Annotated in this window: 17 protein-coding genes and 1 pseudogene; 11 read left to right on the top strand and 7 right to left on the bottom strand. The window is 67.9% G+C overall.

Annotated elements, in window-relative coordinates; genetic code table 11:
- Positions 1 to 178: 178 nt before the first annotated feature.
- The 5 genes from M8859_RS32910 (at position 179) to cydC (ending at position 7,575) form a co-directional block, all read left to right on the top strand.
- Positions 179 to 1,099, top strand: a complete 921-nt coding sequence (locus M8859_RS32910; RefSeq protein ID WP_159929987.1) for an aminodeoxychorismate lyase — start codon at positions 179 to 181, stop codon at positions 1,097 to 1,099.
- Between the two features lie 275 nt (positions 1,100 to 1,374).
- Positions 1,375 to 2,868, top strand: coding sequence for a cytochrome ubiquinol oxidase subunit I (locus M8859_RS32905; protein ID WP_195070301.1), 1,494 nt, complete (start codon positions 1,375 to 1,377; stop codon positions 2,866 to 2,868).
- Positions 2,869 to 2,877: 9 nt separating this feature from the next.
- Complete coding sequence (cydB, locus tag M8859_RS32900) at positions 2,878 to 3,909, top strand: cytochrome d ubiquinol oxidase subunit II (protein WP_195070302.1); 1,032 nt, start codon at positions 2,878 to 2,880, stop codon at positions 3,907 to 3,909.
- Between the two features lie 4 nt (positions 3,910 to 3,913).
- Positions 3,914 to 5,770 (top strand): ABC transporter ATP-binding protein/permease, encoded by a 1,857-nt coding sequence (locus M8859_RS32895; RefSeq protein ID WP_249645429.1) that lies wholly within the window; start codon positions 3,914 to 3,916, stop codon positions 5,768 to 5,770.
- Positions 5,767 to 7,575: a thiol reductant ABC exporter subunit CydC gene (gene cydC / locus M8859_RS32890; protein ID WP_372492966.1), complete on the top strand. Its 1,809-nt coding sequence runs from the start codon at positions 5,767 to 5,769 to the stop codon at positions 7,573 to 7,575. The genes M8859_RS32895 and cydC overlap by 4 nt, the downstream gene beginning before the upstream one ends.
- 288 nt (positions 7,576 to 7,863) lie before the next feature.
- Here cydC and M8859_RS32885 read toward each other — a convergent pair whose 3' ends face one another.
- The 6 genes from M8859_RS32885 to M8859_RS32860 form a co-directional block, all read right to left on the bottom strand.
- Positions 7,864 to 8,571 carry a heme-binding beta-barrel domain-containing protein gene (locus M8859_RS32885; protein WP_159929977.1) on the bottom strand — a complete coding sequence of 236 codons (708 nt, stop codon included), beginning with the start codon at positions 8,569 to 8,571 and terminating at the stop codon, positions 7,864 to 7,866.
- 204 nt (positions 8,572 to 8,775) lie between these two features.
- Positions 8,776 to 9,081, bottom strand: a complete 306-nt coding sequence (locus tag M8859_RS32880; protein ID WP_159929975.1) for a DUF1416 domain-containing protein — start codon at positions 9,079 to 9,081, stop codon at positions 8,776 to 8,778.
- A gap of 5 nt (positions 9,082 to 9,086) precedes the next feature.
- Positions 9,087 to 9,920, bottom strand: a complete 834-nt coding sequence (locus M8859_RS32875) for a sulfurtransferase (protein ID WP_159929973.1) — start codon at positions 9,918 to 9,920, stop codon at positions 9,087 to 9,089.
- Between the two features lie 29 nt (positions 9,921 to 9,949).
- Positions 9,950 to 10,519 carry a DUF4395 domain-containing protein gene (locus tag M8859_RS32870; protein ID WP_159929971.1) on the bottom strand — a complete coding sequence of 190 codons (570 nt, stop codon included), beginning with the start codon at positions 10,517 to 10,519 and terminating at the stop codon, positions 9,950 to 9,952.
- 287 nt (positions 10,520 to 10,806) lie between these two features.
- Positions 10,807 to 11,250, bottom strand: coding sequence for a thioredoxin family protein (locus M8859_RS32865; protein WP_159930034.1), 444 nt, complete (start codon positions 11,248 to 11,250; stop codon positions 10,807 to 10,809).
- The gene (locus tag M8859_RS32860; protein WP_159929969.1) at positions 11,247 to 12,047 is read right to left on the bottom strand and encodes an LmeA family phospholipid-binding protein; all 801 of its coding nucleotides are present in this window, start codon (positions 12,045 to 12,047) and stop codon (positions 11,247 to 11,249) included. The genes M8859_RS32865 and M8859_RS32860 overlap by 4 nt, the downstream gene beginning before the upstream one ends.
- A gap of 293 nt (positions 12,048 to 12,340) precedes the next feature.
- Between M8859_RS32860 and M8859_RS32855 the strand changes: the two genes are divergently transcribed.
- The 6 genes from M8859_RS32855 (at position 12,341) to pstB (ending at position 18,272) form a co-directional block, all read left to right on the top strand.
- The gene (locus M8859_RS32855) at positions 12,341 to 13,105 is read left to right on the top strand and encodes a winged helix-turn-helix transcriptional regulator (protein WP_159929967.1); all 765 of its coding nucleotides are present in this window, start codon (positions 12,341 to 12,343) and stop codon (positions 13,103 to 13,105) included.
- 129 nt (positions 13,106 to 13,234) lie between these two features.
- Positions 13,235 to 14,155, top strand: coding sequence for a mycothiol synthase (gene mshD, locus M8859_RS32850; protein WP_249645428.1), 921 nt, complete (start codon positions 13,235 to 13,237; stop codon positions 14,153 to 14,155).
- 242 nt (positions 14,156 to 14,397) lie between these two features.
- Entirely contained in the window at positions 14,398 to 15,510 is a 1,113-nt protein-coding gene (pstS, locus tag M8859_RS32845; protein ID WP_249645427.1) for a phosphate ABC transporter substrate-binding protein PstS, read from the top strand.
- Positions 15,511 to 15,600: 90 nt separating this feature from the next.
- The gene (gene pstC / locus M8859_RS32840; protein ID WP_195070306.1) at positions 15,601 to 16,572 is read left to right on the top strand and encodes a phosphate ABC transporter permease subunit PstC; all 972 of its coding nucleotides are present in this window, start codon (positions 15,601 to 15,603) and stop codon (positions 16,570 to 16,572) included.
- Positions 16,572 to 17,474, top strand: a complete 903-nt coding sequence (pstA, locus tag M8859_RS32835; protein WP_223520371.1) for a phosphate ABC transporter permease PstA — start codon at positions 16,572 to 16,574, stop codon at positions 17,472 to 17,474. The genes pstC and pstA overlap by 1 nt, the downstream gene beginning before the upstream one ends.
- A gap of 21 nt (positions 17,475 to 17,495) precedes the next feature.
- Positions 17,496 to 18,272, top strand: a complete 777-nt coding sequence (pstB, locus tag M8859_RS32830) for a phosphate ABC transporter ATP-binding protein PstB (protein ID WP_249645426.1) — start codon at positions 17,496 to 17,498, stop codon at positions 18,270 to 18,272.
- A 931-nt stretch (positions 18,273 to 19,203) separates the two neighbouring features.
- Here pstB and M8859_RS32825 read toward each other — a convergent pair.
- Positions 19,204 to 19,344: pseudogene (locus M8859_RS32825) on the bottom strand (IS30 family transposase); the annotation flags it as partial.

Below are 19,344 nucleotides of genomic sequence, written 5' to 3'. Positions count from 1 at the left end.
CCCACTCTAGGCGGGGCCGCTCGGTGGTGCGCGAACCGGGCCGCCGCGCCGGAGTCCGGCATAGCGGATCGGCATTGTGCGAGCACTGTGGCCGGGGTTGCGGGGAACCTCGACAAAAGGTCTTCCGAAAGCGGCCGTGACGTAGGCATTGTCCGCTCTCAGCGCCTACGCTCGTCGCATGGTGGATCGAGTTCTGGTAACTCTTGATGGCGCTGTCCGGGATGCGGATGCGCCGTTGTTGTTTGCGGACGATATTGGCGTATTGCGTGGCGATGGTGTCTTCGAAACGGTTCTCGTGCGCGCGGGCGTCGCGTGCGCGATCGAATTTCATCTAGGCAGATTGCGCCGTTCCGCACAGGCGCTCGATCTGCCCGAGCCGGAACTGGGCCGATGGCGCGAGGCGGTGGAGACCGCCGCCAAGGAGTGGGGCAGCGAACGCGAAGGCGTGATGCGGCTGGTGCTGACCCGCGGCCGCGACTCCGAGCTGGCAGGCACGCCCGACAAGGTCAAGACCGGTGACCTCGCCGCCGCCGTGCCGGTGCCGACGGCTTTCGTGCTCGTGGTGCCGGTGCCCGAGCGCGTGGAGAAGGCCCGCACCGAAGGCGTCGCCGTGGTGAGCCTGTCGCGTGGCATCTCGGTCGACCTCGCGCAGGCGGCGCCGTGGCAGTTGCTCGGAGCCAAAACGCTGTCCTACGCCACCAACATGGCCGCGCTGCGATTCGCCGCGCGGATGGGCGCGGACGACGTGATCTTCACCAGTACGGAGAACCGGGTGCTGGAGGGGCCGCGGTCCACCGTGGTGATCGCGCGCGACAAGCAGCTGATCACCCCGCCTGCCAAGAACGGCGTGCTGCCCGGCGTCACCCAGCGCGCGCTGTTCGCCGAGGCCGAGAAGGCGGGCTGGCAGTGCCGGTATCACTCGCTGTTCACCGCCGACCTGCTCACCTGCGACAGCATCTGGATGTTGTCGAGCATCTCGCTTGCGGCGCGGGTCAATTCGCTGGACGGCCTGCGGATGTCCGCGCCGGACAACGCCGCGGAGATCATCGAGCTGGTCGACCGCGGCATCGAGCGGGCGGGCGCCATCGGCGACTGGTGACTGCCCGCCTCTGGCGGGAAGTCGGGCCGTACCGGCCGGTTGCCGCGGCGGGGCGGGAGTGCTCGCGGAATCGGTTATGGGTAGGCGGGGTGTCCTGGTGATCAGCGCTGCCCCGTGATCTCCGTCCTATTCGGCGGGGAGCGGGGTGGCGATGAGCACGCGAAACCCGCCGAATGGGCGGTAACTGCGCTGCTCTCGTGGTCTAGGCCGCATTGTCGGCAGTCGCCTCCGGCGTAGTCTTACTACGACACGTCGTAGACAGGTAGGAGGCCGGCTTGAACGCCTTGGACATCTCCCGATGGCAGTTCGGCATCACGACGGTCTATCACTTCCTCTTGGTGCCGCTGACCATCGGTCTCGCCCCGCTGGTGGCTGCCATGCAGACGGCATGGGTGATCACCGGCAGACAGCATTGGCTGCGGCTGACCAAGTTCTTCGGCAAGCTGTTCCTGATCAACTTCGCGCTCGGCGTCGCGACCGGCATCGTGCAGGAGTTCCAGTTCGGCATGAACTGGAGCGAGTACTCCCGGTTCGTCGGCGATGTGTTCGGCGCCCCGCTCGCGCTGGAAGGCTTGATCGCCTTCTTCATGGAGTCGACCTTCCTCGGACTGTGGATCTTCGGCTGGACCCGGCTGCCGAAACTGCTGCACCTCGGCGCGATCTGGATGGTCGCGATCGGCGTGAACGCCTCGGCGTACTTCATCGTCGCGGCCAACTCGTTCATGCAGCATCCGGTCGGGGCCCGCTACAACCCGGAGACCGGTCGCGCGGAGCTGGAGAGCATCGTGGCGGTGCTCACCAACAACACCTTGCTGGCGGCTTTCCCGCACGTGGTCGCCGGATCCTTCCTTACGGCGGGCACGTTCGTCGCGGGCATCGCGGGCTGGTGGATGGTGCGCAACGCACGCAGCGGCGATGAGGCGAAACTCGCCGACGCGCGCGCGATGTGGCGGCCGGCCGCGCGGGCGGGCATCGTCGTGACCGTGGTGTCGCTGGCCGCGCTGATCTACACCGGTGACGTGCAAGGCAAGCTGATGTTCGAGCAGCAGCCGATGAAGATGGCCTCGGCGGAATCGTTGTGCCACACCGCGACCGATCCCCATTTCTCCGTCCTCACCGTCGGCACGCACAACAACTGCGACAGCGTCACACACGTGCTCGAAGTGCCGTACGTGCTGCCCTGGCTGGCGGAGGGGGAGTTCACCGGCGTGACGCTGGACGGCGTCGTCGACCTGCAGAAGGCATACAACGAACAGTTCGGAGTCGGCGACTACCGGCCGAACCTGTTCGTCACCTACTGGTCGTTCCGCGCCATGATCGGCCTGTCGGCGGGTTCGGCGTTGCTCGCGCTGGCCGGGCTGTGGCTGACCCGCCGCGGCCGGGTACCCGACCAGCGCTGGTTCTCCTGGCTGAGCCTGCTGGTCATCCCGACGCCGTTCCTGGCCAACAGCGCGGGATGGGTGTTCACCGAGATGGGGCGCCAGCCCTGGGTGGTCGTGCCCAATCCCACCGGCGACCCGAACGTGCGTCTCACCGTCGCGCAGGGCGTCTCGAACCACTCGGCCGGCGTCGTGCTGTTCTCGCTGATCACCTTCACGCTGCTGTACGGCGCGCTCGCGATCGTGTGGTTCTACCTGATGCGCCGGTACGTGATCCACGGGCCCGACCCGGCCGCACGCTTCGCCCACGACAAGGACGACACGGACGCGTCCTCGGGCGACCGGCGTGCCGAAGAATCTGCCGTCGAACAACTTTCGTTCGCCTACTAGGAGCCGGCGATGAGTCTGCAAGAGTTCTGGTTCGTCTTGATCGGCGTGCTGTTCACCGGCTACTTCGTGCTGGAGGGCTTCGATTTCGGCGTCGGCATGCTCATGCCGATCCTCGGCAAGGGATCCGACGTGCGCAGGCGCGCGGTGCTCAACACGATCGGACCGGTGTGGGATGCCAACGAGGTCTGGCTGATCACCGCGGGCGCCGCGATGTTCGCCGCGTTCCCGGAGTGGTACGCCAGCCTGTTCTCGGGTTTCTATCTGGCGTTGCTGCTGGTGCTCGTCGCGCTGATCCTGCGGATCTGCGCCATCGAGTACCGCGGCAAGATCGACGACCCACGCTGGCGGGCCCGCTGCGATGTCGGCATCGGCATCGGTTCCTGGGTTCCGGCGCTGGCCTGGGGCTGGGTGTTCGCCAACGTGGTGCACGGGGTTCCGCTGAACGAGAAGAAGCAGTTCGCGGGTTCGGTGGCGGACCTGTTCGGGCCCTACGCCCTGCTGGGCGGTTCGGCGACCGGACTGCTGTTCGCGCTGCACGGAGCGATGTTCCTGGTGCTGAAGACCGCCGGTGAGATACGCGACGACGCGCGGCGCACGGCCCGGCTGCTGTTGATCCCGACCGTGCTGGTGGTCGGCGGATTCGGCGTGTGGACCCAGCTGTCCCACGGGACCGGCTGGACATGGATCCCGCTGGGGCTGGCCGTGCTCGGACTCGTCGTCGCGGCGGCCGCCGACTTCGCGCACCGCGACGGGTGGGCGTTCACCGGCACGACGGTGACCGTCGCCGCGGTGACCGCGCTGCTGTTCGGGTCGCTCTTCCCCAACGTGCTTCCCTCGACGATAGATGCGGCATTCGATCTGACGATCCACAACGCGTCCTCGACCCCGTACACGCTGAAGGTGATGAGCTGGGCCGCGGCACTGGTCACGCCGGTCGTGCTGGTGTACCAGGGTTGGACGTACTGGGTGTTCCGCAAGCGGATCACCGTCGAGCAGATCCCGCCACCGGTCGGTCTGTCCTTGCAGCCCGCGAAGGATTGACGCCATGGCCCGTCCGCCGATCGATCCGCGCCTGTGGCGGTATGCCCGCTCGGCCCGCGGCTACCTGGCGCTGAGCGTGCTGCTGTCGCTGGTCGTCACCGCGGCGATCGTGGCGACGGCGGTGATGATCGGACGGGTGCTGGCCGGGGTGGTCACCGACCCTGGCCAGCGTTCCCTCGGTGCGTGGACGATCGAACTGGTCGTGCTCGCGCTCGCGATCACGGGCCGGGTGCTCGCCACTTGGTGGCAGTCCCGGCTGGCGCACCGAGCGGGCGCGAGCGTGGTGGCGGAGCTGGAAAGCGCGGTGCTCGCCACAGGCGCGCGACTGTCCCCCCGCGAACTCGACACGCGCCGGACGGAATTGGCGGTGGTCGTCGGCACGGGGTTGTCCGGGTTGCGCGGCTATCTCGTCGGTTACCTGCCCGCTCTGCTGCTGGCGGTGCTGGTTCCGCCCATCGTGCTCACGGTCATCGCGGCGCACGATGTGACGTCCGGAGTGATCGTGGTGATCACGTTGCCGCTCATCCCGATATTCATGATCCTCATCGGGCTGCTGACCCAGGGGCGCGCCGAAGCCACGCTCGCGGCCACCACCCGGCTGTCGGACCAATTGCTCGACCTGTTCGCGGGCATGCCGACGTTGCGTGCGCTCGGCCGGGAAACCGGCGCCGAGCAACCCCTTCCGGCGCGACATGCCGCGCGGGCACGGCAGGAGGACCCCGACGCCGGCCATGCGAGCACCATGCGGCACCGCGTACGCGATCTCGGTGACACGCTGCGGCAGCGCACCATGCGGGCGCTGCGCGTGGCCTTCCTGTCCTCGATGGTGCTGGAACTGCTCGCGACCCTGAGCGTGGCGCTGATCGCGGTGTCCATCGGGCTGCGCCTGGTCTTCGGTGACATGAGCCTGTACGCGGGCTTGGTGGCGCTGGTGCTCGCGCCCGAGGTGTACCTGCCGCTGCGGATGGTCGGTGAACGGTTCCATGCCGCACAGGACGGTATGGCAGCCGCGGACAAGGCGTTCGCGATCCTCGAATCCACGCCTGCCGAGCGGGCCGGCATCACGGGTACGGCACCGGACGAGTCGATGGCAGTCCACAAGGGCGGCGGCATCGAGGGGTGGAAACCCGCCGTGACGACGTTCGGCCGCGGCATCTCCGCAGGGGGTGCTGCGACGATCGCTCTGCGCGACCTCTCGGTGCGGGCCCGGGACGGGTTCGCGCCCGCGGATTTGTCGGCGACCCTGCGGCCCGGCTCCCTCACGGTGCTGGCCGGTCCCAACGGAAGCGGCAAAACAACTGCCGTGCAGGCGATCCTGGGGCTGCTCAGCCCTGACCGAGGCGCTGTGACCGTCGACGGCGTGGACGTACGTGAGCTGGACGCGGACCATTGGTGGGCGCGGGTGGCGTGGCTGCCGCAGCGTCCGGTCCTGGTGCCGGGCACCTTGCGGGACAACCTGGACCTGCTCGGCGTGCACACGGCCGACCACACCGCGCCCGGTCCCGCGCGAGTCGTCGGCGATCTCGAAGCGGCATGTCTGGCGACCGGTTTCGACGCCGTGCTGGACGAACTGCCCGACCGCTGGAATACCGTCGTCGGGCCCGGCGGTGTGGGTCTGTCGCTCGGCCAGCGCCAACGTCTCGCGCTGACCAGGGTGCTGGCCACCGACCGCCCGATCCTGCTGCTCGATGAGCCGACCGCCCACCTCGATGCGGTCGCCGAAACCACCGTGCTGGCCGCCCTCCGGATAAGGGCCCGCGCGGGCGCGACAGTCGTCATGATCGGGCATCGTCCCACCGTGCTCGCCGCGGCCGACCATGTCGTGCGGGTACGAGCCGACCGAGCGGAGGCCCTCCGATGAGCACGCGAATAGCCGCTCGTCCGCGCGGTGCGGGCGCTCTGCTCGATGATCTGCGCCGGATGTGGGCGCTGCTCGCATTGTCTCGCCTGCGGGTCGCGGTGGCGATCGGGTGGGGTGTGCTGGCGCTGGGCAGTGGGCTCGGGCTCGCGGCGCTGGCGGCGTGGTTGATCGCGCGAGCCTGGCAGATGCCGCCGGTACTCGACCTGAGCATCGCCGTGGTCACGGTGCGCGCGCTCGGGATCTCCCGTGGTCTGTGCCGGTATCTGGAACGACTCGCCACCCACGACGTCGCCCTGCGAGCCATGACGACGGCGCGTACGACGGTCTATCGAAAGCTCGCACGCTCGGATTTCTGGCTGCGCCGACCGGAGACCTCGGGCGGCCGCGTGGACACCGGGACTTCCGGCCCGCCGCGCCGCGGCGACCTGCTCGTCCGTATCGGCAGCGACATCGACGATCTGGGGGCGGTGGTGGTGCGTGCGTTCGTGCCGGTCGCGGTGGCCGTCGTCCTCGCGGTCGCGGCCGTCGCGCTCCTGGCGACGATCTCGCCTGCCGCTGCCGCGATCCTGGCCGGCGCGCTGGCCCTGTCGGGCATCGTCGCACCGTGGCTGTCGGCCGAGGCGGCGTCCGCGGCCGAACGCGCCGTGCGCGCCGACCGGGCGGAGTTCACCGCGCAGGCTCTGACGGTCCTCGACCATGCCGCCGAACTGCGCGTCGCCGGACGCCTCGACGCCGCCCTCGCCGCGGCGGGAGAAGCGTCGCGCCGGGCGGTCGCCGCCGAGGACCGGGCTGCCGCGCGCAGCGCTTGGTCGGCCGCGGCCACCCCGCTGTCGATCGGCGTCACCGTGCTGGCCGCTCTCCTCATCGGCATCACGGTCTACGGTCCCGACGGCGGCACACCGGGTGCGATGACACCCATGGCGCTCGTCGTCTTGGTCCTGTTGCCGCTGTCGGCCTTCGAAGCGGTCGGCCCGCTGCCCGCCGCGGCGCAGGCTCTGACCACCGCCCGCGCGGCCCTGCGTCGCCTGACCGAATTCGAATCCCCTGATGGTGGGTCGGTGAGCCCCGCGGCTGAACTCGTTTCGGGCGCGACCGACTCCGGTGACGCCTCACCCGGGTGGGTAGCAGAGCTGGGACAAGGACAAAGGCGGACTGTCGCATCCGCCCGGCCCGGTGAGGTGCATGTGCCGGAGCTGCCCCCGGGACGACGCATCGCCGTGGTCGGCCCGAGCGGCGCCGGGAAGACGACACTGCTGATGACATGGGCGGGGTTGTTCGGCACACCCCGCCCCGGCGTCACCTTCTTCGCCGAAGACGCGCACCTCTTCGGCACCTCCGTACTGGAGAATCTGCGGGTCGCCCGCGGCGATCTCACCGCAGGGCAAGCCGAGAAGGCGCTGCGCGCCGTCGGTCTCGGGGACTGGTTGGACGGGCTGCCGGAGGGAATCCATACCGACCTGGTCGGCGGAGCGGCGGCCGTCTCGGGCGGCCAGCGCCGTCGGATCCTGCTCGCCCGCGCCCTGGTGTCGCCCGCGCGGGTGTTGCTGCTCGACGAGCCGACCGAGCACCTGGAGGCCGAGGCCGGCGCGAAGCTGCTGCGCGACTTGCTGGATGCCGACAGCGGGCTCGTCGAGCCCGACCGCATCGTGGTCGTCGTCACCCACCAATTGCCGGACGACCAGCGGGCCGACACGGTGCTGCGCATAGCGGCGTCGGGCCAGGTCACGACCGATTACGCGCGCCGTGAACCGGCTTGTGGCGCCACCGTTTCCGCCCACCGAGAAATTCCGTTGCCGAGCCGCTGACGCATCGCTAGATTCGTTCGTACACGAGGAAGGAGGTGGTTCGAAGAATGGATATTCATAGGACACGTGAGGTGGCTGTCCGCTAGCGCCACCGCTGCAGGTGGATTTCGCCCGCGCGAGCGCTGAGCGAATTCCAGGCAGTCACCCGGCCCCCGAGCCCCGGTCTGTCCGACCGGACCTGTGCCACGCGAGTAGCACCGGTATGGCTCGGGGGCTGTTCCATTTCGTCTGTCCGGGAACAGTGGCTTGCGCTCCTCGGAAGACTGAACTCCGGTGGTGGTGGAGAACCTAGCCGATGTAGCGCTGAAGGCGGGCCGAGAGGCGGGGTTCGAGCGGGCCGTCGGCTACGACGCGTTCCTCGACGTAAGCCAGGTCGCCGCCTTCGACGATGCCGTAGAGGCGCTTGGCGCCGCCCACGACGACGCCGGACTGGCTGCGGATCACCACGTCGGTGGCCAGTTCCCAGGACGACTGGGTCAGCGCCTGCCCGTAGAACAGCTCCACGATGCCGCTGCTGTGCGAGAGCAGCAATTCGATGACCTCGTCGTTGCCGTCGATGCCGACTCGCCAGAAGCCGCTCTCCCGAAGGTCGGGGCCGTCGTAGCTGCCGTCGGCGCCGATCACCCAGGACCGGGACTCCCAGGCCAGGTAGTCACCGCCGTCGTGCGAGACGACGATCTGCTGGCCGAATCGGTAGTCACCGCGCTCGGGATCGTTGCCTTCCCCCTCGCCGCGCCATACGCCCACCAGCGGGAGCAGCGCGAGCATCGAGGCGCTCAGATCCGGTCCCAAGCGCAGGTTGGCGGTGTCCTCGGGCAGCGGAAGATCCGGCAGGACCGGGATATTGCGGGCGCCGGTCGATTTCGCCCGTTCGGCAGCGTCGGCCACAGCCTGGTCGCCGCTACGGCGACCGGCGAAATCGGCCGGAGCGTCGCCGTTCAGTTGTTCACTCGCTCGCTCGGCCGGGTTGGAACCTTCGCTCGCGAGTTCGCTCATGATTCGGTGAAGAGCCGGTAGAAGACGTAGAGGCCGAACCAGCCGATCAGAACGGCCACGGCCACCAGCAGAATCTCGAAGAAGAGGACCACGTTCCCGAGTTTAACGACCCCCCTTCCGCGGTACGCAAACGGCCCCGGTGCTTCCGCGGGGCGGAAACGACCGGAGCCGTTCGACGAGTGCGATGTATTACTCGGCGAGGTCTTACTTGGCGACCGCGACGTCGACCGAGTGGATGCCCGCGCCTTCGGGGCGCACCTCGGCGGAGCCGTTGCCCGCCGAGGACAGCGCGCGGACGGTCCACAAGCCGGGGGCCGCGAAGAACCGGAAGTCACCGGTGCCGGACGCGACGACCTCGGCGGTGAAATCACCGTTGCCGTCGAGCAGGCGCACGAACGCACCGCCCACCGGCTGACCGTCGGTGCTCACGACACGGCCGGTGATGACCGTCTCCTTCTCCACGTCGACGCCGGCCGGGATGGCCTGACCCTGAGTAGGTGCTGCACACATATCGATTACTCTCCCAACTCGATCGGGGCTCCGACGAGGGAGCCGTACTCGGTCCAGCTCCCGTCGTAGTTCTTGACGTTCTGGTGGCCGAGCAGTTCCTGCAGCACGAACCAGGTGTGCGAGGAGCGCTCGCCGATCCGGCAGTAGGCGATGGTCTCCTTCTCGCCGTCCAGGCCGGCTTCCTTGTAGATCTCGGCCAGTTCCGCGTCGGACTTGAAGGTGCCGTCCTCGTTCGCGGCCTTGCTCCACGGCACGTTGATGGCGCCGGGGATGTGGCCGGGACGCTGGCTCTGCTCCTGCGGCAGGTGCGCGGGCGCGAGGATCTTGCCGGTGAACTCGTCGGGCGAACGCACGTCGACCAGGTTCTTGGTGCCGATGGCCGCGATGACCTCGTCGCGGAAGGCGCGGATGGACAGATCGGGCGCGGCGGCCTTGTACTGGGTGGCGGGCCGGTTCACCGGTGCGGTGGACAGCGGACGGCCGTCCAGCTCCCACTTCTTGCGGCCACCGTCGAGCAACTTGACGTTGTTGTGGCCGTACAGCTTGAAGTACCAGTAGGCGTACGCGGCGAACCAGTTGTTGTTGCCGCCGTACAGGATGACCTCGTCGTCGTTGGAGATGCCGCGCGCCGAGAGCAGATCGGAGAACTGCTCCTGGTTCACGAAGTCGCGACGAACCTGATCCTGCAGGTCCTTCTTCCAGTCGAGCCGGACGGCACCCTCGATGTGACCACCGTCGTAGGCGGAGGTGTCCTCGTCGACCTCGACGAAGACGACGCCGGGGGCGTTGAGGTTCTCTTCGGCCCAGTCAACGGAGACCAGGACATCGGAGCGAGCCATTGTTTTCCTTTCAGAGATGACTTGCAGGGTCAGTTCGATGCCGGTGACCCGGCGGTGTGCGCGTCCCGCCCGGGGACGGAAGCTCGCGTGGCCACGGAGGGCTCGCGAACACCGCTGTCCGGAACGGTCCTGCGGAGGCGGGTCACCAGCGGATAGATCCGGCAACCCAGGCAGATCCCGAACGCCGCGTTCAGGAACGCCGCGAACAGGGCGAAGCCGGCGAACACCGCGCCGACGACTGTGGAGCCGAGCGCGAAGCCCAGCAGGCTGACGGCCGCGAAGACGAAACCGAGCAGCTGAGCGAACCGCAGCGGGGCCGCGGGCTCGGTCTCGCCGGTCGGCGCCAGGCGCGGCGCGACGAAGGCGGCGTAGATCCGCCCGTACGGGTGGCGGCGCGGACCGAGGGCCGCGCCGACCGCGAAGACAACCGCCTGCGCGCCGATCAATACCGCGGCGGCCACCGTCGAGAACGCGGCGGCGATCAGGACGAGGACCAGGGCGGCGGTGGTCACCCATGCGGCGAATCGGGGGCCGCGAACATCCACCTGGCCGGTGGGAGTAACAGCGGTTTCGGAATTGTTTCGGATCTCGGTGGACATTGTGCGTACTCCTGCGCTGAATTAGTCCGATCACTGAAGGATTGCCAATTCGCCGGGGGATCGTGAGATCACTCGCGCGGCGGACAGAGGTCGGCGTCAGGAAACCCGGGAAAGCCGACCGATCAGCGGCACAGGCAGCAACAACCACCGAGCCGACACAGATCCACTGTGCGGCGTCGGGTGAGCATCAGCTCGTGGTTGGAAAGCACGACAGCAGTTTACCCAATTCGGCGGGGGAATAGGACCCGGGGTGGATCACAACCGTCGAGGGGCCTTGTCGTCGCAGCTCAGGCGGCTGCGGTGAGCGGCTCGAGCGCGGAGTGCAGGTCCGTGACCTTCGGGACGCCGGAGATGCGGAACCGTTCCCGGCCCTCGACGTCGAAGACGAACGTGGTGGGCAGCGAGAGCACGTTCAACTCTCGGGCGAGCGCGGGCTCGGCGTCGATGTCCACCTCGATGTCCTGCGGCGGCTGTGGCGATCCCGCGAGCTGGTCGGCGACATTGGCAACCACCCGGCGAACCGCGTCGCACGGTCCGCACCATTCGGCGGAGAAATGCAGGACCGCGGGACCGGCGCCGGTCACGCCGACGGCCGCCAGCAGTTCGGCGCGGGCCGAATCGGAGACTTCGATGCTTTCGGCCGCGCGGACCTTGCCTTCGCGCCTGCGCAGCAGGACGCCCACCGCCAGCGCGGCGAGCAGTGCCACTGCGAGGATGGTGATCTGGATCATGGTCGCTGCAATCGGTCGAGGTCGATCGTGACGTTCACGCCCTTGCCCTCCACGACGATCTGACCGCCCTGGGCGGAGACCTTGGTGGGCCGGACACCGAACGGCAACTCCTTCGTGTCGATGGTACGGGTGAACCGGGCGAGCACGGCAGGGCGATCGGCTTCGGTGATCACCGCCACCGGAGTGGTCTCGGTACCGGGGCCGCCGCGATAGAAGCCGGTCGCCACGATCTTGACCTGATCGCCGTCGAGCAGGAGGTCGGCCTGCACGCTGACCTTCTCGCCGCCGTACTGCGCGCCGGGGGTCTCCGGCAGGGTGCCGGTGAGCACGAGCGCGCCGGTGGTGGTCATACCGGAACCGCCCGATCCGCCGGTCCCGTCGGACTTGTCCGCGGGCCGCGAATGCACTTGCAGATCGGGGATCGTGAACAGTCGGCCGAGCTCGGTGGGCTCCACCCGCAACCTGCTGTCCACCCGCTCCACGGGCACGCCGCGCAGGCTGCCGTCGACCAGTTCGCCGACCGGCAGCCGCACTCCGGTCAGCGTCGCCTCCAACGCGATCTCGCCCGGGATGTCCTCCCGCTTCGCGCGCGCACGGATCTCCACGTGGTCGTAGCGGCTGTCCCAGGCCTGGCCGAGAAACGGGAAACCGTGGATCGTCACCTCCGGATCGGCGGTGAGATCGGCGCCGTCGCGCAGCGCCCTGGACACGCGATACTCCGAATAGGCCGCGGTACTGAAGTCGGCGACGACGGCGAATCCCGCCAGACACAGCAGGCCGATGATCAGCTTGCGCATGCTCCCCCGTCTCTCCGGGTCTCGGGCCGCGGCGACCGGGAGCCGCGCGGCGCGCGTTCGATTGCCGTATCGGGCGCCCCGCCGGTGGCGGGCATGCCCGATACGTAACCCATGTACGCACCATATCGGTTGGCTCGCGCCCGGCCGCCGGGTGTCCTCCGGTGCGGCCGCGGACCCGGAATGCGTGGTCATGCCTTGTTACGCGCTAATCTTGCATCCGATTACCTGTGATTAGCGACGTGGCCGCGGCAGTGCTGCCGTATCCGCGTGGCTACGAGATGGGAGGAGGGCCTGTGGAGCTGCTCCTGCTTACCTCCGACCCCAACCCCGAGTCGGTGTTGCCCTCACTGGCGTTGCTGGCGCACAACGTGCGCCCGGCGCCGACGGAAGTGGCCTCGCTGCTCGAGGCAGGCACCGCGGACGTCGCCCTGGTCGACGCCAGGACCGACCTCGCCGCCGCTCGCGGGCTGTGCCGCCTGCTCGGCAGCACCGGGTCCTCCGTGCCGGTCGTCGCCGTGCTCACCGAGGGCGGCCTGGTCGCGGTGAACGCCGACTGGGGACTCGACGACATCCTGCTGCCCGGAACCGGCCCCGCCGAACTCGACGCCAGGCTGCGGCTGCTGGTCGGGCGCAACGGCGGCGTCGCCAGCCCGGAGAACACCGGCAAGATCACCCTCGGTGAGCTGGTGATCGATGAGGGCACCTACACCGCGCGGTTGCGCGGTCGTCCGCTCGATCTCACCTACAAGGAGTTCGAGCTGCTGAAGTATCTGGCGCAGCACGCGGGCCGGGTCTTCACCCGCGCGCAGCTGCTGCAAGAAGTGTGGGGTTACGACTTCTTCGGCGGCACCCGCACCGTGGACGTGCACGTGCGTCGTCTGCGCGCCAAGCTCGGCACCGAGTACGAGTCGCTCATCGGCACGGTGCGCAATGTCGGTTACAAGGCCGTGCGCCCGTCGCGCGCGGCGGTCAAGGGTGAGCCGGTGAGCTTCCACGACGACGACAACGAGGGCACCGACGACTCCCCGCTCACGCCGGTCAACGGCTCCGCACCGTGAGTTCCGCCGGGCGGGCGCTTCGATGATGCCGTCGTCGTGGCAGGCCGAGGTCGAAATGCCGCCCGCTTGCACGACGTTGCCAGGAGCGGACTCCTGAGCGGGGTCCGCTGGCTCGATGAACGGAGGCCGATGAGCGGCGCGACGACACAGTGGATCGACCGTCCCGATGCGGACACGGCACAGGGGATCACCGCTTTGCTGGCACGGGCCACCGCGGCAGACGGGGTCGCCCCCGTTTCGGAACAGGCGGTGCTGTCGCTGACTTCCGGCGCCGACACGGGGGCGCGTCATCTGCTCGCGCGCCGCGACGGCGCGCTCGCGGGCTACGCGAATCTCGTTCCAGCGCATGGCGGACATCCCGCCATGGCAGAGGTGGCGGTCGATCCGGCCCAGCGCGGCCACGGTGTGGGTACCGAGCTGGTCACGGCCGCCTTGGCCGCGGGCGGACCGGGCGCGCGGGTCTGGGCGCACGGTGACCGGCCCGCGGCCAAGGCTGTCGCTGCGCATCTGGGGCTGCGGACGGCGCGCGAGTTGTGGCAGATGCGGCGGTCGCTGGCAACACCTGAGCTACCAGAATTGGCCGTGCCGGACGGCATCGCGTTGCGCACCTACGCCGGTCGCGCCGACGACGCGGAATTGCTGCGGGTGAACGACGCCGCCTTCGCGTGGCACCCCGAACAGGGTGGGTGGACCGCACGCGACCTCGAGGTCCGCCGCAACGAGTCGTGGTTCGATCCGGCGGGCCTGTTCCTGGCATTCGACACCGCCGTCCCCGATCGTCTGCTCGGATTCCACTGGACCAAGGTGCACCCGGGAGAGGATCCGCCGCTCGGTGAGGTCTACGTGGTCGGCATCGACCCCGCGGCGCAGGGTCGCGGGCTCGGCCGTCTGCTCACGCTGGCAGGTCTGCGCTACTTGCGGGACCGTGGATCGACCGAGGTGTTGCTCTACACCGAGGCGGACAACGCCGCCGCGGTGCGCACTTATACCCGGCTCGGGTTCGCTCCGGCGCACGTCGACGTCGCCTACGCCGCGGCGGAGTCTGAATAGGAGGCGGCAGACCGGGTGTCCGGGAGTAAAACTGGGGCAAACGTCACATCTCCCGGGAGCAATCGCGCCGGCCTGTTCACTCTCCGTTCACTCAGTTCGGTCCAACTGTCAACCACGTGACTTTAGGTTGAGTGAGGGCAGCACACTGCTGCCTGGTGCGCAAGTTCCCCGCGAACAGCACCACGGCACCCGTCCGGGCCGGTGAGGGACCGGACGAGTAGGACGCGATTCCGGAGGAATTAGTGAATCTCAAGCGCAGCAGCGCCCTCGTCGGTGTGCTGGCCGTCGGCGCGATGACGCTCGCCGCCTGTGGCAGCGACGACAACACCTCTTCCGACAGCGGCGATGTGGCCAAGGTCGACGTGGCGTGCGGCGGCAAGGAGGCCCTCAAGGCCAGTGGTTCCTCGGCGCAGAAGAACGCGATGGAGCGCTTCATCGCCGCCTACGAGAAGAACTGCGACGGCTCCACGCTCAACTACACCTCGAGTGGTTCGGGCGCGGGTGTGAGCGAGTTCATCGGCGGCCAGACCGATTTCGGTGGCTCCGACTCCCCGCTGAGCTCGAAGAAGGACGAGCCGAAGAAGGCCGCCGACCGTTGCGCCTCGCCCGCGTGGAACCTGCCCACCGTGTTCGGCCCGGTGGCGATCACCTACAACATCGACGGCGTGACCGATCTCGCGCTGGACGGCCCGACCGCCGCCAAGATCTTCAACGGCACCGTGACCACGTGGGACGCTCCCGAGATCAAGGCGCTGAACCCGAGCGCCAAGCTGCCGTCCGAGCCGATCGCGGTGATCTTCCGCAGCGACGAGTCGGGCACCACGGACAACTTCCAGCTCTACCTGGACGCCGCTTCCGACGGCGCCTGGGGCAAGGGTGCGGGCAAGGCGTTCGTCGGCGGCGTCGGCGCGGGCTCGAAGGGCAACGAGGGCACCTCCGCCGCGGTGAAGAGCACCAAGAACTCGATCACCTACAACGAGTGGTCCTTCGCGAAGGCGCAGAACCTGTCGGTCGCGCGCATCGTCACCTCGGCGAGCAAGGACCCGGTGACGCTGAGCGTCGAGTCGGCGGGCAAGGCGATCGAGTCGGCGAAGATCTCCGGTCAGGGCAATGACCTGATCATCGACACCTCCTCGTTCTACAAGCCGGCCGCGGCGGGCGCGTACCCGATCGTGATGCCGACCTACGAGATCGTGTGCTCGAAGTACGCCGACGCCGCGACGGCCACGGCGGTGAAGGCCTTCCTCACCTCCGCGGTCACCAACGGCCAGCAGGGCTTGGACGAGGCCGGGTACATCCCGATCCCGGAGCAGTTCAAGACCAAGCTGACCACCGCCATCAACGCCATCTCCTGATAGCAGCCCCACATGACCGTTCACGACGAGGTCGCCGCCGCGGGTCAGTCGGATTCGACCGACCAGCGGACAGGCGGAGATACTGCGCTCATGCCGAGTAAGCCGAGCAACGAACCGGCCGCGAGGAGCCGTCGCCCGCACAGCCCGCGCGCGGAGATCATCTTCCGCTCGCTGGCCACGGCGGCGGGTGCGATCATCGTCGCGTCCATCGCGTTGATCGCGCTGTTCCTGCTCATCCGAGCGGTGCCGTCGGTGCTGGAGAACGACGCGAACTTCTTCACCAGCGCCGAGTTCAACACCTCCGATGCCAACAACCTACGGTTCGGCATCCGGGACCTGTTCATGGTCACGGTGTTGAGTTCGATCTTCGCTCTGGTGCTTGCCGTTCCCATCGGCATCGGCATCGCGCTGTTCCTGACGCACTACGCGCCGAAGACGCTGGCGCGGCCGTTCTCGGTGCTCGTCGATCTGCTCGCCGCGGTGCCCTCGATCGTGTTCGGTCTCTGGGGAATCCTGGTGCTGGCTCCGCAGCTGGAGCCGGTCCAGACCTTCTTCAACGACAACCTGGGATGGTTGTTCCTCTTCTCGGACGGCAACATCCCGCTGGCCAGCGGCGGCACGATCTTCACCGCGGGCGTCGTGCTCGCGGTGATGATCCTGCCGATCATCACGTCGGTCAGCCGCGAGGTGTTCAACCTCACCCCCCGTGCGCACATCGAGGCGGCGCAGGCGCTCGGTGCGACGAAATGGGAAGTCGTCCGGATGACGGTGCTGCCGTACGGCCGCAGCGGCATGATCGCCGGCGCCATGCTCGGCCTCGGGCGCGCTCTGGGTGAAACGATCGCCGTGCTGATCGTGCTGAAGACGGCCGCCCAGCCGGGGCAGTGGTCGGTGTTCGACGGCGGCTACACCTTCGCCTCCAAAATCGCCTCGGCGGCCGCGGAATTCAGTGACCCGCTGCCGACCGGCGCGTACATCGCGGCAGGCTTCGTGCTGTTCGCGCTGACCTTCGTCGTGAATGCGCTGGCTCGACTCGCCGCGGGCGGAAGGGTGAACGGGTGATGACCACCTCGACTCTGGACCGGCCGATCAAGCCGCCCACCTTCCGGGACGTGAGCCTGGCGCGCCGGATTCGCAACAACCTCGCCACCGGTTTGGTCTGGACGGCGTTCGGTATCGCGCTCGTGCCGCTGGCATGGGTGCTGATCATGGTGGTCACCAAGGGTTTCAGCGCCGTGGTCCGGGCGAACTGGTGGCAGAACTCCCTGAAGGGCGTGCTGCCCAATCAGGTCGCGGGCGGCGTTTACCACGCCATCTACGGCACCGTCGTACAGTCGTTGGTCGCGACCGTGATCGCGGTGCCGCTCGGCATCATGGCCGCGGTCTATCTGGTCGAGTACGGCCGCGGCGTGCTGGCCAAGACCACGACGTTCATGGTCGACATCCTGGCCGGTGTGCCGTCGATCGTCGCCGCCCTGTTCATCTTCGCGCTCTGGATCGCGACGCTCGGGTTCCCGCAGAGCTCGCTGGCGGTATCGCTGGCGTTGGTGCTGCTGATGTTGCCGGTGGTCGTCCGCAGCACGGAGGAAATGCTCAAACTCGTGCCGGACGAACTGCGCGAAGCGTCCTACGCACTCGGCATCCCGAAGTGGAAGACCATCGTGCGGATCGTGGTACCCACCGCACTGCCCGGCATGATCAGCGGCATCCTGCTGGCCATCGCCAGGGTGATGGGTGAGACCGCTCCGGTGCTGGTGCTGGTCGGCTACAGCAAGTCGATCAACACGAACATCTTCGACGGCAACATGGCATCGCTGCCGCTGTTGATCTACCAGGAGCTGGCCAACCCCGAAGCTGCCGGACGCGAGCGGGTCTGGGGCGCGGCTTTGACCCTCATTCTCATCATCGCCCTCCTGTACCTGGCGGCTGCGGTCCTCAACCGCCTGCTCACCCGGAACCGATAGAAGCGGAACGGATTACCGAAAATGGCCAAGCGGATCGACGTCAAAGATCTGAACATCTACTACGGCAAGTTCCATGCCGTGTCCGATGTCTCGCTGACCGTGCTGCCGCGCAGCGTGACCGCCTTCATCGGTCCCTCGGGTTGTGGCAAGTCCACCGTGCTGCGTTCGCTCAACCGCATGCACGAGGTAACTCCGAACGCTCGCGTCGAGGGCGCGGTAATGCTGGATGGCGAGGACATCTACGGCACCCAGATCGACCCGGTGGGCGTGCGCCGCACCATCGGCATGGTCTTCCAGCGACCGAACCCGTTCCCCACCATGTCCATCAAGGACAACGTGGTCGCGGGTCTGAAGCTGCAGGGTGTGCGCAGCAAGAAGGAACTCGACGAGGTCGCCGAACGCTCGTTGCGCGGGGCCAACCTGTGGAACGAGGTGAAGGACCGCCTGGACAAGCCGGGCGGCGGCCTCTCCGGCGGTCAGCAGCAGCGTCTGTGCATCGCGCGTGCCATCGCCGTATCGCCCGACGTGCTGCTCATGGACGAGCCCTGCTCGGCGCTGGACCCGATCTCCACCCTGGCGATCGAGGACCTGATCACCGAGCTGAAGAAGGAATTCACCATCGTCATCGTCACCCACAACATGCAGCAGGCCGCGCGCGTGAGTGACCAGACCGGTTTCTTCAACCTGGAGGCCCAGGGCAAGCCGGGCAAGCTGATCGAGATCGACGACACCGAGAAGATCTTCTCCAACCCGTCCCAGAAGGCCACGGAAGACTACATCTCCGGCCGCTTCGGCTGATCCCGATTGCCGAGCGGTTGTGCACCGAGGCTGCGACCGGCAAAGTGAAGGCCCTGGTCGCGGATCCCGCGTGGGGCCTTTGCCTGCCGCCGCGTTCGGTCCACTGACGGAAAAACTGTCCCCTTTCGAATCGGCGGTTGCGAACGGCAACAAGCTCGCCGACCGCAAATTCGGCGACTGCAATCGGTTACGCCGGACCCGGGCCGACTTGCCGACCCGATCGACGCGGCCCAACTCGCACTGCGGGCACTCGCCCAACGCGTTTCCGATTGCCTGACCCACTCCGACCACCTGAAGACGCACCTCGGCGAACTCCTCGAACGGCTGGCGCCCGGTGACAACGCAGGTATTCGCCCGTGGGCCGGATACCGCTGTCGCGCTGATAATTTCGATCGGCGACAAACCCGATGGCTGATCGCCGAAGCCGTGTTCGCGCGGGTGTGTGGCGTCGCACCTATCCCGGCCGAGGATTCCTTGCGAACGGGTGCGGAAGGTGCGCTCGAGTCATTGTGACTTCGAGCATGATTCGGTAGCCTGTGGAACAGGGGGGTTCGAATTGCGCAACCTCTGTGAATTCTATTGAAGCGAAAGAGGTTTCGTGATGGCAGTACGCTTGCTCTCCGGTGCGTTGGTCGGTGTGGCCACGATCTTGGCCGCGACGATGCCGCAAGCTGCGGCTGCGCCAACAGCGCCTTGCGATGCGTATACCGTTGGCAACATTCGCTATGAGGGCTCGACGAAGTGGATATGTTACTCATTCGGCGGGGGCAAGTACGGATGGGTCACCGTTTCCGGATAGTGATACCGGCGCCTGGTGCAATCTATGCCGTCGACAACTGGCAAGCCGTCGGCGCATAACCTTACAGTCCAACGATCGGCCCCGCCCGCTACGGGGCGGATTCGAGGGGTCGTCGCAACACTCGTTGTCGTGTTAGGCGGCGATTAGCTTAGCCAGACGCTCGGCTGGGGTATCCCAGTCGAGCGTTTTGCGTGGTCGGCCGTTGAGTTCGGCGGCGACGGTGTCGAGGTGTTCGCGGGTGTGCACGGACAGGTCGGTTCCCTTGGGGAAGTA

It is taken from the genome of Nocardia sputi (assembly GCF_023501985.1).
Note: the sequence above shows the minus strand (reverse complement) of the source record. Positions and strands in the feature narration are given on the sequence as shown.

Coding starts and splice junctions, on each gene's coding strand:
- cydC (WP_372492966.1), top strand. CDS start 5,767: ATGAGCACGCGAATAGCCGCTCGTCCGCGCGGTGCGGGCGCTCTGCTC.
- pstB (WP_249645426.1), top strand. CDS start 17,496: ATGGCCAAGCGGATCGACGTCAAAGATCTGAACATCTACTACGGCAAG.
- M8859_RS32865 (WP_159930034.1), bottom strand. CDS start 11,250: ATGATCCAGATCACCATCCTCGCAGTGGCACTGCTCGCCGCGCTGGCG.
- M8859_RS32875 (WP_159929973.1), bottom strand. CDS start 9,920: ATGGCTCGCTCCGATGTCCTGGTCTCCGTTGACTGGGCCGAAGAGAAC.
- M8859_RS32860 (WP_159929969.1), bottom strand. CDS start 12,047: ATGCGCAAGCTGATCATCGGCCTGCTGTGTCTGGCGGGATTCGCCGTC.
- M8859_RS32885 (WP_159929977.1), bottom strand. CDS start 8,571: ATGAGCGAACTCGCGAGCGAAGGTTCCAACCCGGCCGAGCGAGCGAGT.
- mshD (WP_249645428.1), top strand. CDS start 13,235: ATGAGCGGCGCGACGACACAGTGGATCGACCGTCCCGATGCGGACACG.
- pstC (WP_195070306.1), top strand. CDS start 15,601: ATGCCGAGTAAGCCGAGCAACGAACCGGCCGCGAGGAGCCGTCGCCCG.
- M8859_RS32880 (WP_159929975.1), bottom strand. CDS start 9,081: ATGTGTGCAGCACCTACTCAGGGTCAGGCCATCCCGGCCGGCGTCGAC.
- cydB (WP_195070302.1), top strand. CDS start 2,878: ATGAGTCTGCAAGAGTTCTGGTTCGTCTTGATCGGCGTGCTGTTCACC.
- M8859_RS32870 (WP_159929971.1), bottom strand. CDS start 10,519: ATGTCCACCGAGATCCGAAACAATTCCGAAACCGCTGTTACTCCCACC.
- pstA (WP_223520371.1), top strand. CDS start 16,572: ATGACCACCTCGACTCTGGACCGGCCGATCAAGCCGCCCACCTTCCGG.
- M8859_RS32910 (WP_159929987.1), top strand. CDS start 179: ATGGTGGATCGAGTTCTGGTAACTCTTGATGGCGCTGTCCGGGATGCG.
- M8859_RS32895 (WP_249645429.1), top strand. CDS start 3,914: ATGGCCCGTCCGCCGATCGATCCGCGCCTGTGGCGGTATGCCCGCTCG.